The organism is Streptomyces sp. NPDC003042, assembly GCF_053591315.1.
The window spans coordinates 17,933-31,752 of record NZ_JBSFTP010000043.1; the positions used below are offsets into that span (position 1 = coordinate 17,933).

At 71.9% G+C, this 13,820-nt stretch carries 8 protein-coding genes; all 8 read right to left on the minus strand.

The window, feature by feature from the left end; all coding sequences use genetic code 11:
• Nucleotides 1-58: 58 nt before the first annotated feature.
• Nucleotides 59-1,273, minus strand: coding sequence for a DNA polymerase III subunit delta' (locus tag ACWDYJ_RS21170; RefSeq protein ID WP_451567123.1), 1,215 nt, complete (start codon nt 1,271-1,273; stop codon nt 59-61).
• Nucleotides 1,274-1,431: 158 nt separating this feature from the next.
• A complete protein-coding gene (tmk, locus tag ACWDYJ_RS21175) occupies nt 1,432-4,563 on the minus strand; it encodes a dTMP kinase (protein ID WP_451567124.1) in 3,132 nt (1,043 codons plus the stop codon).
• A gap of 179 nt (nt 4,564-4,742) precedes the next feature.
• Entirely contained in the window at nt 4,743-7,571 is a 2,829-nt protein-coding gene (gene topA, locus ACWDYJ_RS21180) for a type I DNA topoisomerase (RefSeq protein ID WP_451567125.1), read from the minus strand.
• A 267-nt stretch (nt 7,572-7,838) separates the two neighbouring features.
• Complete coding sequence (locus ACWDYJ_RS21185) at nt 7,839-8,036, minus strand: hypothetical protein (protein ID WP_451567126.1); 198 nt, start codon at nt 8,034-8,036, stop codon at nt 7,839-7,841.
• A 131-nt stretch (nt 8,037-8,167) separates the two neighbouring features.
• A complete protein-coding gene (locus ACWDYJ_RS21190) occupies nt 8,168-9,697 on the minus strand; it encodes a DUF7059 domain-containing protein (RefSeq protein ID WP_451567127.1) in 1,530 nt (509 codons plus the stop codon).
• A 140-nt stretch (nt 9,698-9,837) separates the two neighbouring features.
• Nucleotides 9,838-10,404: a small secreted protein gene (locus ACWDYJ_RS21195; RefSeq protein ID WP_451567128.1), complete on the minus strand. Its 567-nt coding sequence runs from the start codon at nt 10,402-10,404 to the stop codon at nt 9,838-9,840.
• A gap of 215 nt (nt 10,405-10,619) precedes the next feature.
• Nucleotides 10,620-13,022 (minus strand): sodium-translocating pyrophosphatase, encoded by a 2,403-nt coding sequence (locus ACWDYJ_RS21200; RefSeq protein ID WP_451567129.1) that lies wholly within the window; start codon nt 13,020-13,022, stop codon nt 10,620-10,622.
• 324 nt (nt 13,023-13,346) lie between these two features.
• On the minus strand, nt 13,347-13,787 hold the full coding sequence (locus ACWDYJ_RS21205) for an ATP-binding protein (protein ID WP_451567130.1): 441 nt from the start codon (nt 13,785-13,787) through the stop codon (nt 13,347-13,349).
• Nucleotides 13,788-13,820 lie beyond the last annotated feature (33 nt).

Below are 13,820 nucleotides of genomic sequence, written 5' to 3' on the forward strand. Positions count from 1 at the left end.
CCGGATCGCTCATACGGGTGAACCGGTCAAACGGAGCGAGCAGGCGACGACGAGCGGATCATCCCGCGCGCAGCGCCATCGTCATCGCCTCGACCGCGAGCAGCGGCGCCACGTTCCGGTCGAGGGCGTCGCGGCACGCGATGATCGCTTCGATACGTCTGAGGGTGCGCTCGGGGCCCGAGGCGCGGGCGATCCGGTCGAGGTCCGGCCGTATCTCCTCGTTCGCGATGGCCAGGCCCGAGCCGAGCTGGAGCGCCAGCACGTCACGGTAGAAGCCCGTGAGCTCGGTGAGCGCCAGGTCGAGGCTGTCGCGCTGGGTACGGGTACGTCGGCGCTTCTGCCGGTCCTCGAGCTCCTTCATCGCGCCCGCCGTGCCGCGCGGCATACGGCTGCCCGAGCCGCCCGCTCCGGCACCGAGCGCGGTCCGCAGGTTCTCGGTCTCCTTGGTGTCGACCTCCTCCGCCATCTGCTTGGCGTCCTCGGCGGCGGCGTCGACGAGCTCCTGCGCGGCCTTGAGGCAGCTGCCCACGTCGTCCACCCGGAGCGGAAGCCTCAGGACGGTGGCCCGGCGGGACCGGGCGGCCTCGTCGGTGGCGAGCCGGCGGGCCCGGCCGATGTGGCCCTGCGTCGCGCGGGCGGCGGCCGCGGCGGCGGCGGGCTCGACGCCGTCACGCCGCACCAGCACATCGGCCACCGCCGCCACCGACGGGGTGCGCAGGGTCAGGTGCCGGCAGCGGGAGCGGATGGTGGGCAGCACGTCCTCCAGCGAGGGCGCGCACAGCAGCCACACCGTGCGCGGGGCGGGCTCTTCCACGGCCTTGAGCAGTACGTTGCCCGCGCCCTCGGTGAGCCGGTCGGCGTCCTCCAGGACGATGACCTGCCAGCGCCCCACAGCCGGTGAGAGCTGGGCCCGGCGGACCAGGTCGCGGGTCTCCTTCACACCGATGGACAGCAGATCGGTGCGGACGATCTCCACATCGGAGTGCGTACCGATCAGGGTGGTGTGGCAGCCCTCGCAGAACCCGCAGCCCGGTTCACCGCCGAGGGCGCGGTCGGGGCTGACGCACTGGAGGGCGGCCGCGAAGGCACGGGCGGCGGTGGACCGCCCCGAGCCGGGCGGCCCGGTGAACAGCCAGGCGTGGGTCATCTTCGACGACGGCGGCGACGACGTGCCGGCCGAGGTGGCCGTGACCAGGGCGTCGGCGTCACGGGCGGCGGCGGCCAACTGCGCCTGCACGCGTTCCTGTCCTACCAGGTCGTCCCATACGGGCATTCCCGCCACCGCCTTTCACTGTCCGTCGTCGTCTGCTGTCCGTCGTCTGCTGTTCGTCGTCTCGCTGTCCGTCGACACGTCCCGCACACATTGTGGCGCGCACCACTGACAGTCCCGTCCGCTGACAGTCCCGTCCCCTCACATCCCGTCCGACCGCTTCAGCGGCGGCGGCGCCGGCCTTCGCCCTCGTCGCCCTCGTCGTCCCGGCGCGGGCCGAGCAGCTCGTCCGCCAGGGTCGGCAGATCGTCCATCGGCGTCGCCTCGGCCCAGTCGGGGCGGGCCCGGCGCTGTCTGCCGTCGTCACCGACGACGGGCAGCTCGCGGGTCACGTCGTTCCCGGCGTCCCGGAAGATGCCCGGCGGTACCCGGTCGGCCGGGTTCTCCTCGGGGCGACGGGCCGTCGGCCGCGCCGCCGAGCCCCTCCGGCCCGCCGAATCCGCGGGCGGCGTCTGCCGAGCCTGCGGTGCCTGCGGCGCCTGCCGCCCCGGCACGGGCGGCAGTACCGCCGTCTCGTCCGCCGGACCGGCAGCAGGATCCGCCTTCGGCACCGGAACCGTCTGCGTCACGTCGTCCGGCTGCGCGACCCCCCTGACCACAGGAGTCTCGACGGTGACGGCATCGTCCGGCAGCGGTTCCTTGCGCATCTCCACCCTGGGGGCGCGGGCAGCAGCCTCCGCGGCGGCAGCAGCCTCCGCGGCGGCGGCCGCCGCCGAGGCCTCCGCCAGTCGGCGCGCCTCCTCCGCCCTCAGCAGGGCCTCCTCCGCGCGCCGCTGCTTCTCCAGCCTCCGCTGCTCGGCCTCGGCGCGCAGGCGCGCCTCCTCCGCCTCCTGGAGGCGGATCCGCTCCTGCTCCTCGGCGCGGGCCCTCTCCTCGGCCTCCACGCGCAGCCGCTCGGCCTCGGCCCGGGCGCGGGCCTCCTCCTCGGCGCGTAGCCGCTCCTCCTCCGCCTTCCGGGCGGCCTCGGCCTCGGCCTTGATCCGGGCTTCCTCGGCCTCGCGGGCCAGCCGGGCTTCCTCCTCGGCCCTCAGCCGGGCTTCCTCCGCCTTGCGCGCCGCCTCTTCCTCGGCCCTGCGCCGCGCCTCTTCCTCCGCGAGTCGCCGGGCCTCGATCTGCGCCGCCACCTCCGCCTCCGAGAGCGGCAGCATCCGGTCCAGGCGGTGTCGTACGACGGTGGTCACCGAGCCCGGGTCCTGGCCGGCGTCGACCACCAGGTAGCGCCCGGGATCGGCCGCGGCGAGGGTCAGGAACCCGGCCCGCACGCGCCGGTGGAACTCCGCCGGCTCCGACTCCAGCCGGTCCGGCGCCTCCGTGAAGCGCTCCCGCGCCGCCTCCGGCGACACGTCGAGCAGCACGGTCAGGTTCGGTACGAGCCCGCCCGTGGCCCAGCGCGAGATCCGGGCGATCTCGGTCGGGGAGAGGTCGCGCCCGGCGCCCTGATAGGCCACCGAGGAGTCGATGTAGCGGTCGGTGATGACCACGGCACCCCGCTCCAGCGCGGGCCGGACCACCGTGTCCACGTGCTCGGCGCGGTCGGCGGCGTACAGCAGCGCCTCGGCGCGGTTCGACAGCCCGGCCGAGGACACGTCCAGCAGGATCGAGCGCAGCCGCTTGCCGACCGGGGTGGCCCCGGGCTCCCGTGTCACGACGACTTCGTGGCCCTTGCCACGTATCCAGTCGGCCAGCGCCTCCACCTGGGTGGACTTTCCGGCACCGTCGCCGCCCTCCAGGGCGATGAAGAATCCGGTGGTGGACGCCGCCTGTAGCGGCTCCCCGCCCCGCAGCGCCTCGCGCAGGTCGCGGCGCAGCGGTACGCCGCCACGGTCGTCGGCCTTGGCGAGGACCCCCACGGCGACGGGCAGCAGCACGGCCCCGACCAGCATCAGCGTGAAGGCCGCGCCGCCGTGCGAGAACACGACCCCGCCGCCGGCCAGCCGGTGCGGGCCGATCGCCGCGGCCACCAGCGGGGCGGCGACCGCTCCCACGGCCACGGCGACCCGTACGACGGCCTGGAGGTGTTCGGTGACCCGGGCCCGGCGGAACTCCTCCGTCTCCTGGTCCAGCAGCGTGTGCGCGGTGTTGGCCGCGACGCCCGCGGCGGTGCCGCCGAGCAGCGCCAGGAACAGGACCGTCGCCGTGTCCGGGACCAGCCCGGCGAGCAGCAGCGCGAGCCCCGTCACCGCCATGGCGAGGGCAAGCAGCCGGCGACGGGACAGGGCGGGCAGCACCTTGCCGGCCTGAGTGGCGCGGATGCCGAGGGCGGTGCCGCCGACGAGGGCGAGCACCAGCAGGGCGTACGAGGACGGGCCGCCGCCCAGGTCGAAGGCGTGCAGGACGGCGACGGAGGCGGCGGAAGCCACCGCTCCGGCGATCGCGGCGCAGGCGAGGACGAGCACCGGGATGGCGCCCGTACGCCCCTTGTCGGGCCGGTCCCCCGCCCTGGGGGCCCGCAGGCCCTCCAGCGGGGAGCGCGGCCGCGGCGTCTTGGTGGCCGGCAGTGTCAGGGGCAGCAGCAGCGAGACGGACGCGGCGAACAGGCCTGCGGCCACGTACGAGCCCAGCGCCGCCTGGTTCGCGGCGAACCAGTCCACGCCGAGGCCGAGCGCCCGCCCGACCAGCGTCGCGGCGAGCAGCGCGGCGGCCGCGACGGGCAGCGCCGCGAAGGCCGTACGCAGCGTCAGGCGCCGCAGGGTGTCCAGGTGGTCCGGGAGCGGCCGTACGGTCGCCCCCTCCGGCGGCGGCGTCGGCAGCAGGGCGGGAGCGGCGCTCTCCTTGGCCAGCGTCCACACCCGCTCGGCGGCGCCGGATACGAAGACGGTGGCGAGGAGCGCGGTCGTGGCGTGCGCCGGGATCCAGTCGAGCCAGAGCGGCGCCACGACGAAGAGGCCGATCCGCAGCCCGTCGGCGCCGACCATCGTCCAGCGGCGGTCCAGCTTGCCGCCGGGGGCGGTGAGCTTGGCCAGCGGGCCGAGCAGCACCGCGCCGAACAGCACGGTGGCGAGGACCCGCACCCCGAAGACGGCGGCGACGGCGAAGGCCGCGCCCCGGTATCCGCCGCCGAACAGCCCCGCCGGGGCCGAGGCCACGGCAGCCTGCAGGGTGAGCAGCACGAGGGCCAGCAGGGCGAGGGCGTCACCGATGCCGCTCACCAACTGGGCGCTCCACAGCCTGCGCAGCCTGGGCGTGCGCAGCAGGGCGCGCACCGCTCGCTCGCGGGAGTCCGCGGCTAGGGCTTCGTCGTAGGTCGGGGTCTCGGAGGCGGTCACGACCCTCGGCTGCTCGGCTCGCGTCATCCGCCCAGCCTATCCGCTGTGCTCAGCCGCTGCGGGGGCCTGTGGACAACCTCGGGTGTGACCCGGAACCCACCCCTCTCCGGCCCGCCGCCCGTACCCCGGCAGCCGGACGCACAGGGGCCCCGTGCGGCGCGCACGGGGCCCCTGTGCCGGTCCCACCGATCCTGAACGGCCGACGACTACTCGTCCGCCGCAGCGGCCTTCGCCGCCGTCGCCTTCTTCGCCGGAACCTTCTTGGCGGCGGTCTTCTTCACCGCTGCCGTCGTCTTCTTGGCCGCCGTCGTCTTCTTCGCCGCGGCGGTCTTGGTCGCCGTCGCCTTCTTCGCCGGGGCCTTCTTGGCGGGAGCCTTCTTCGCGGTCTTCTTCACCGGGCTCTTGGCCCGCTTCTCCGCGAGCAGCTCGTAGCCCCGCTCCGGCGTGATCGTCTCGACGTCGTCGTCCCGCCGCAGCGTCGCGTTCGTCTCGCCGTCCGTCACGTACGGCCCGAAGCGGCCGTCCTTGACCACTACCGGCTTCTCGCTCACCGGGTCGGTGCCCAGTTCCTTCAGCGGCGGCTTGGCCGCAGCCCGGCCGCGCTGCTTGGGCTGCGCGTAGATGGCGAGCGCCTCGTCCAGCGTGATCGAGAAGAGCTGGTCCTCGCTCTCCAGCGACCGCGAGTCCGTGCCCTTCTTCAGGTACGGGCCGTAGCGGCCGTTCTGGGCCGTGATCTCCACGCCCTCCGCGTCCACGCCCACCACGCGCGGCAGCGACATGAGCTTCAGCGCGTCGTCGAGGGTGACCGTGTCCAGGCTCATCGACTGGAACAGCGAGGCCGTCCGCGGCTTGACCGCGTTCTTGCCCGTCTTCGGCGTGCCCTCGGGCAGGATCTCCGTCACGTACGGCCCGTAGCGACCGTCCTTCGCGACGATTTCGTTCCCGCTCACCGGGTCGGTGCCCAGTGCGAATTCGCCGCTCGGCTTCGCGAACAGCTCCTCCGCGTACTCCACCGTCAGCTCGTCCGGAGCGAGCTCCTCCGGTACGTCGGCCCGCTGGTGGCCTTCCGCGTCCTTCTCGCCCCGCTCCACGTACGGCCCGTAGCGGCCGACCCGCAGCACGATGCCTTCGCCGACCGGGAAGGAGGAGATCTCGCGGGCGTCGATCGCGCCCAGGTCCGTGACCAGCTCCTTCAGGCCGCCGAGGGCGTCGCCGTCCGCCGGCACGACCTCCGACGCGTCCTCCGCACCGAAGTAGAAGCGCTTCAGCCACGGCACGGACTTGGCCTCGCCGCGCGCGATGCGGTCGAGGTCGTCCTCCATCTTCGCGGTGAAGTCGTAGTCGACGAGCCGCCCGAAGTGCGTCTCCAGCAGGTTCACGACGGCGAAGGACAGGAAGGACGGCACGAGCGCCGTGCCCTTCTTGAAGACGTAGCCGCGGTCGAGGATCGTGCCGATGATCGACGCGTACGTCGACGGGCGGCCGATCTCCCGCTCCTCCAGCTCCTTGACCAGCGAGGCCTCGGTGTACCGGGCCGGCGGCTTGGTGGAGTGGCCGTCGACCGTGATCTCCTCGGCCGACAGCGCGTCGCCCTCGGCGACCTGCGGCAGCCGCTTCTCGCGGTCGTCCAGCTCGGCGTTCGGGTCGTCCGCGCCCTCGACGTAGGCCTTCATGAAGCCGTGGAAAGTGATCGTCTTGCCGGACGCGGAGAACTCGGCGTCCCGGCCGTCCGACGCCCGCCCACCGATCTTCACGGTCACCGAGTTGCCGACCGCGTCCTTCATCTGGGAGGCGACGGTCCGCTTCCAGATCAGCTCGTACAGGCGGAACTGGTCGCCGCTCAGACCCGTCTCGGCCGGGGTGCGGAAACGATCACCTGAAGGGCGGATCGCCTCGTGCGCCTCCTGCGCGTTCTTGACCTTCGCGGCGTAGACGCGCGGCTTCTCCGGCAGGTAGTCGGACCCGTACAGCTGGGTGACCTGCGCCCGAGCCGCCGTGACGGCGGTCTCGGAGAGCGTCGTGGAGTCCGTACGCATGTAGGTGATGAAGCCGTTCTCGTACAGCTTCTGGGCCACCTGCATCGTCGCCTTCGCACCGAAGCCGAGCTTGCGCGAGGCCTCCTGCTGGAGCGTCGTCGTACGGAACGGGGCGTACGGGGAACGGCGGTACGGCTTGGACTCCACCGAGCGGACGGCGAACGAGGCACCCTCCAGCGCGGCGGCCAGCGCCCGGGCGCCTCCCTCGTCGAGGTGCAGCACCTCGCTCTTGAGCTGCCCGGTCGAGCCGAAGTCGCGGCCCTGCGCCACGCGCTTGCCGTCCACCGTGTTCAGGCGGGCGACCAGCGTCGAGGGGTCGGAGGCGTCACCGGCGCGGCCGGTGGAGAAGGTGCCGGTCAGGTCCCAGTACTCGGCGGAACGGAAGGCGATGCGCTCGCGCTCCCGCTCGACGACGAGGCGGGTGGCCACCGACTGCACGCGGCCCGCCGACAGCTTCGGCATGACCTTCTTCCACAGGACCGGCGAGACCTCGTAGCCGTAGAGGCGGTCGAGGATTCGGCGGGTCTCCTGGGCGTCGACCATGCGCTGGTTCAGCTCGCGCGGGTTGGCGACGGCGTCGCGGATCGCGTCCTTGGTGATCTCGTGGAAGACCATCCGGTGGACGGGGACCTTGGGCTTGAGGACTTCCTGCAGGTGCCACGCGATGGCTTCGCCCTCGCGGTCCTCATCGGTGGCGAGGAAGAGTTCGTCGGACTCGGCCAGCAGGTCCTTGAGCTTGCGGACCTGCGCCTTCTTGTCCGCGTTGACGACGTAGATCGGCTGGAAGTCGTGTTCGACGTCCACACCGAGGCGACGGACCTCGCCCGTGTACTTGTCGGGAACCTCGGCCGCGCCGCTCGGCAGGTCGCGGATGTGCCCGACGCTCGCCTCGACGACGTATCCCGGGCCGAGGTAGCCCTTGATCGTCTTCGCCTTGGCAGGGGACTCGACGATGACGAGTCGGCGGCCGCCCTTTGCGGTCTCGCTAGTCGGGGACAACTTGGCTCTTCTCTCCGGTCGGCACTCGGTCGCAGTACGGCGACGCTGCGGAGTGTGACGGTACAACCCGCCCCCGTGTCAAACGGCACAAGCCCGCAACGGCCACTCGAACGGTAACCCGACAAGTGCCGTTTCTGCCGCCCGGATGCCGCGGCGGCCGCTTCCCGATCACTGGGCAGGGTGGCCGAAGGGCCGTCTGGCCCCGCTCCCGCACCCGTCGCGACGTCGGGTTTCACACCCCTACGGAGATCATCGCGGGCGGTCGCCTCAGAACCGCTCGAGGCACCAGACTCCGAGCGCCAGCGACCCCGCGCCGACCAGCAGCGCCAGCGGTACGGCCACGACGGGGCGCACGCCATCAGCCACCGGTGCCCGGTGCAGTGCGCGTGCCCCCGTCCAGGCCAGCAGAGCGGCTCCGAACAGCAGGAACACGGTCGCCGCGAAGATCGCCGGACCGCGTTCCATGCCGTTCCCCATTTCCCCTGAGCCGCTCGGGGATCCCCCCGGATCCCCGTGTCCCGGAGCTTGACAGCCGTGGGGATACAGCAGGCGAACCCCGGGTTACATCGTGGCTACGAGAACCCCCGCGGCCTCCGCTACGACGCTGTGGGCCCCTGTACGGGATCCAGGAAGCCCTGCTCCACCAGCATCCGGATCGCCTCCGGCGTCCGGTCGCGCAGAACGACCGGATCCTCGTCCACCAGCTGCGCGATCGCGTCGAGGATCCGGCCCGCGCTGAGTGAGCCGTCGCACACTCCGGCGAAGCCCGCCCCGACCGTGTCGACCTTCGTCGCCCGCCGCATCCCGCGGTTCTGCCGGAGGACCACATGCTCCGGGTCCTCCGCGCCGGGCGCGCCGACCTGCTCCTGGACGACCTCGGCGCCCAGCTGGAAATACCCCGCCAGCAGCGCCGCGTCGTCGTGGTCGCGCAGGTAGTCCTGCCGGGCGAAGTGCGCCAGTACGGTCTCGCCGAGCGGCTGCTCCACCGAGTGCGGCCACTCCTCGACCACGATCGAGGGCTCCGCGGCGTCGCTGCGGCGCAGGGTGATCCAGCCGAAGCCGACGGCCTTGGTCTTGCGGGCCTCGAACTCGTCCAGCCACTCCTCGTAGCGCCGCGCGTACGCGGCCGGGTCGGTGTGGTGGTCGCCGGCGTCACGCAGCCACAGCTCCGCGTACTGCGTCACGTCCTGCACGTCACGCTGCACGATCCACGCGTCACAGCCGCGCGGCACCCAGGAGCGGAGCCGGTCGTGCCAGTCCTCGCCCTCCACGTGCTGCCAGTTGCCGAGGAACTGCGCGTATCCGCCCGGGTTGAGGTGGGCGCCGGCCTCCTGCACCAGCGTCCGGCACAGGTCGTCCCCGCCCATGCCGCCGTCCCGGTAGGTGAGCCGGGCACCGGGAGAGATCACGAAGGGCGGGTTCGACACGATGAGGTCGTACGTCGCGTCGCCGACGGGCTCGAACAGGGACCCGGTCAGCAGCTCGGCCTCCGGCACCCCGGAGAGCGCCAGCGTCAACCGGGTGAATTCCAGGGCGCGCGGGTTGACATCGGTGGCGGTGACCCGGGTGGCGTGCCGGGACGCGTGCAGTGCCTGGATCCCGGATCCGGTGCCGAGGTCCAGGGCCGTGCCGACGGGCGTGCGCACGGTGATCCCGGCCAGGGTGGTCGAAGCTCCGCCCACGCCGAGCACGACGGCTGTGCCTGGCTGACGCCCCCGGCTGCCGACCCCGCCGGCCCCGCCCACGGCGCAGCCGAGGTCGGAGACGATGAACCAGTCCTCGCCGTCCGGGCCGCCGTACGGGCGTACGTCGACGGTGGCGTGGACTTCGTCACCCTCCCGCCGCAGCCATCCGTCGGCGATCGCGGCCTCGACGGGCAGCGCGGCCGCGGCGTGCGCGTAGGGCACGGGCTCCTGGAGCAGGAACAGCCGGACCAGGCTCGCGAGCGGGCGGTCACCCTGCCCGCGGGCGGCCCGCAGGGCGGGGACCGTCTCGCTGCGGGCCAGCGCGGCGTAGGCGGGGGCGCCGAGCAGATCGAGCAACCCGTCGGCGGTGAAGCCGGCGGCGAGCAGGGCGGCACGGAATTCGGCGGCGTGGTCGGACGAGGGAAGGCTGGTGGTACTCACCCGTCCATTGTGGCCGCTGACACCGACAATCCGTGCGACGCGCGACACGCGGCAGGGCGGCGGGGTCCGTTCGAGACCCTGCCGCCCTGGACGAGGACGCCGCGACGGCGCGACGGCGCGCAGACGGGCGCCGTCGGCGGTCAGCTCATCGTGGGCGCCGGGGCGGTGATCTGGCAGCCCTTCTGGGTGTAGATCACCTTCAGGCCGGTCGAGTTGAGCCGCTGCTTGCTCGCCGTCTCGTTCGCCGCGACCTCGTTCATGCCGTCGGCGACCTCCTGGAGGCCAGCGGCGAACTTCGACTGGTCCTTGGGGTCGAGCGTGTCGATCTTGGTCTTGAGGCCGGTGTAGGTCTTCGAGATCTCCTCGTAGCTCTTCACCACCGAGTCCTGGGCCGCCTTGCCCCCCTCGACCGGCGCGACACCGGCGTCCTTCAGCGCGCCGCCCATGTTCTTGTAGGCCTCGGACAGGGTCTGGAAGGCGGCCGAGTCGGTCGCCTGGACCTCCTCTGGCTTACTGCTCTGCGTGGCCACCCGCTTCAGTTCGTCGTTGGTCGTCTTGATCTTGTTGAGCTCTGGCTCCCACTTGTCGCAGACCTTCTTGGCCCAGGCTTCGGCCTTCTTGTCCCCGTCGTCCTCACCGCCGCAGCCGGACAGGACGAGCATCAGTACCGCACCGCCGGACACCGCGGCCGCAAGCTTCTTGTTCACCGGATTGGTCCCTTCGAAGGCTCTCGGCCCGGAAGATACACGCCCTCCATCCGGGGACGCGCAAAGGCGGACAGACGGCGCGTCAGTCCGCGCCGCCCGTCCGCCGTTCGGGCGTATCTTCGATCCCGTCGGCCCACGACCGCAACTCCGAGGCCAGGCCTGGAGATCAGCGCCGAGGATCAGGTCCCGGAGTCAGGCCACCGGAATCCGGGGCCTCAGGAAGCCACCGCCGGGTCGGCCGACTGCCCCACCCGCTCCGCGGGCGCCCCCTCGCTGTCGTCGCCGACGGCGATGCCGCGGCGCTTGGAGACGTAGACCGCGCCGATGATGACCGCGATCGCGAGGAACGCGACGACGGCCCGTACGACCGGGCTGGTGTCGTCGCCGTAGCTGAACTGAACGATCGCGGGGGCGATCAGCAGCGCCACCAGGTTCATGACCTTGAGCAGCGGGTTGATGGCCGGGCCGGCGGTGTCCTTGAACGGGTCGCCGACCGTGTCTCCGATGACCACCGCGGCATGGGCCTCGCTGCCCTTGCCGCCGTGATGGCCGTCCTCGACGAGCTTCTTCGCGTTGTCCCACGCGCCACCGGAGTTGGCGAGGAAGACCGCCATCAGCGTGCCCGTGCCGATGGCGCCCGCGAGGAAGGAGCCGAGCGCTCCGACGCCGAGGGAGAACCCGACCGCGATCGGGGTGAGGACGGCGAGCAGGCCGGGCGTGGCGAGCTCGCGCAGGGCGTCCTTGGTGCAGATGTCCACCACGCGCCCGTACTCGGGCTTCTCGGTGTAGTCCATGATCCCGGGGTGCTCGCGGAACTGACGGCGCACCTCGTAGACGACGGCGCCCGCGGAACGGGAGACGGCGTTGATGGCCAGACCCGAGAAGAGGAACACGACGGCCGCGCCCAGGATCAGCCCGACCAGGTTGTTGGGCTGGGCGATGTCGAGGCTGAGGTTCATCTCCCCGGCCTTGGCGCCGACTTCCTTCACGGCGTTGGCGATCGCGTCGTTGTACGAGCCGAAGAGGGCCGACGCGGCGAGCACCGCCGTGGCGATGGCGATGCCCTTGGTGATGGCCTTGGTGGTGTTGCCGACCGCGTCCAGGTCGGTCAGGACCTGCGCGCCCGCACCCGTGACGTCGCCGGACATCTCCGCGATGCCCTGGGCGTTGTCCGAGACCGGGCCGAAGGTGTCCATCGCGACGATGACACCGACGGTGGTGAGCAGGCCGGTGCCGGCCAGGGCCACGGCGAAGAGCGCCAGCATGATCGAGGTGCCGCCGAGCAGGAACGCCCCGTAGACGCCGAGGCCGATGAGCAGCGCCGTGTAGACGGCGGACTCCAGGCCGACGGAGATGCCGGCGAGGACCACGGTGGCCGCGCCGGTCAGGGAGGACTTGCCGATGTCCCGGACGGGACGGCGGTTGGTCTCGGTGAAGTAGCCGGTCAGCTGCTGGATCAGGGCCGCGAGGACGATGCCGATGGCGACGGCGACGACGGCCAGGACCCGGGGGTCCCCGGGGTGGTTCGCGATGGCGGCGTCCTCGACGCCGACGAGCTCCTTGTAGGTGGCCGGCAGGTACGCGTAGACCGCGATCGCGACCAGCACCAGGGAGATCACGGCGGAGATGAAGAAGCCGCGGTTGATGGCCGTCATCCCGCTGCGGTCGGAGCGGCGCGGGGAGACCGCGAAGATCCCGATCATGGCGGTGACGACACCGATGGCGGGCACGATCAGCGGGAAGGCCAGGCCGAGGTCGCCGAAGGCGGCCTTGCCGAGGATGAGCGCGGCCACGAGGGTGACGGCGTACGACTCGAAGAGGTCGGCCGCCATCCCCGCGCAGTCGCCGACGTTGTCGCCCACGTTGTCGGCGATGGTCGCGGCATTGCGCGGATCGTCCTCCGGAATGCCCTGCTCGACCTTGCCGACCAGGTCGGCGCCGACGTCGGCGGCCTTGGTGAAGATGCCGCCGCCCACGCGCATGAACATCGCGATCAGGGCGGCGCCGAGGCCGAAGCCCTCCAGCACCTTGGGCGCGTCCGCGGCGTACACCAGCACGACGCAGGAGGCGCCGAGCAGACCGAGTCCGACGGTGAACATGCCGACCACACCGCCTGTGCGGAAGGCGATCTTCATGGCCTTGTGGGAGACCTCGGTCAGGTCCTTGGCGGGTTCGCCCTCGGCGGGGGTGGCCTCGCGTGCGGCGGCGGCGACGCGGACGTTGGCGCGGACCGCGAGCCGCATGCCGATGTAGCCGGTGGCGGCCGAGAAGAGTGCGCCGACGAGGAAGAAGGCGGAACGGCCCGCCCGCTGCGTCCAGTCGTCGGCGGGGAGCAGGAAGAGCAGGAAGAAGACCACGACGGCGAAGACGCCGAGCGTGCGCAACTGGCGGCCCAGGTAGGCGTTGGCGCCTTCCTGCACGGCCGCGGCGATCTTCTTCATACTGTCGGTTCCCTCGTCGGCGGCGAGGACCTGGCGGACCAGGATCTGCGCGACGACGAGTGCGGCCAGTGCGACGGCCGCGATGACGATCACGATGAGCCGATTGTCATCGGTGAGTACTGCGGCTGCCAGATCATTTGCGTGATCCGGCGCGATAGGGGTGAAGAGCCCCGTCATTCGTCCTCCTTGACGCGATGAGCTCAAGATGTGGACGGATTGTAGGGAGCGCGACCTGATCAAAACAGTGGGCGTGAAACGGAATTGGCCTGCACTCGCTCCTCAGCAATAGATCGCGTCACTTCATTACCCCCGAAAGAGGTAATGGGACAAAAGCATTGACGATCAGTCACCGGCCGGTCGGCGATCAAGAGAATTTTCCCGGAAAAGAGAAAAGGCCCTGCTCAGCAGGGCCTTGATAAAGATCGGAAGATATGACGGAGGCAACGCCACCCAAGCCGTCCGGTGGCGTACGGGAGGCGCTGGGGACGTGCCGGCGCGGCGCTACGAAGGATCCGAGGCCGTGGCGACGGGCCAGCTCATCCGGATGGTTCCGCCGGATTCCCCCGCGGTCACCGCGACGTCGTCGACGAGCCCGCTGATCACCGCCAGACCCATCTCGTCCTCGCCGTCGCCATCCGGGTCCAAGGCGGCGGCCGTGCCGGGCACGGCCTGGGAGGAACCGCCGACCGGTCCGGGGACCTCGTCGGCGACCTCGATGGAGAACACCTTCTCCTCCTCGGTCAGCACCACCCGGACGGGCGCGGTCAGTCCATTGCTCCGATGCAGCCCGACAGCGCGCGAACAGGCCTCGCCCACGGCGAGGCGGACCTCGTCGAGGACGGCTTCCTCCACCCCCGCCCGGCGCGCCACGGCGGCCGCGACCAGGCGGGCCGTCCGGACGTGTTCGGGCTGGGCGCTGAAGCGCAGTTCAACGGTGGCCATGTGCGTCCCCCTCGGACTACGGGCGTGCCTTGA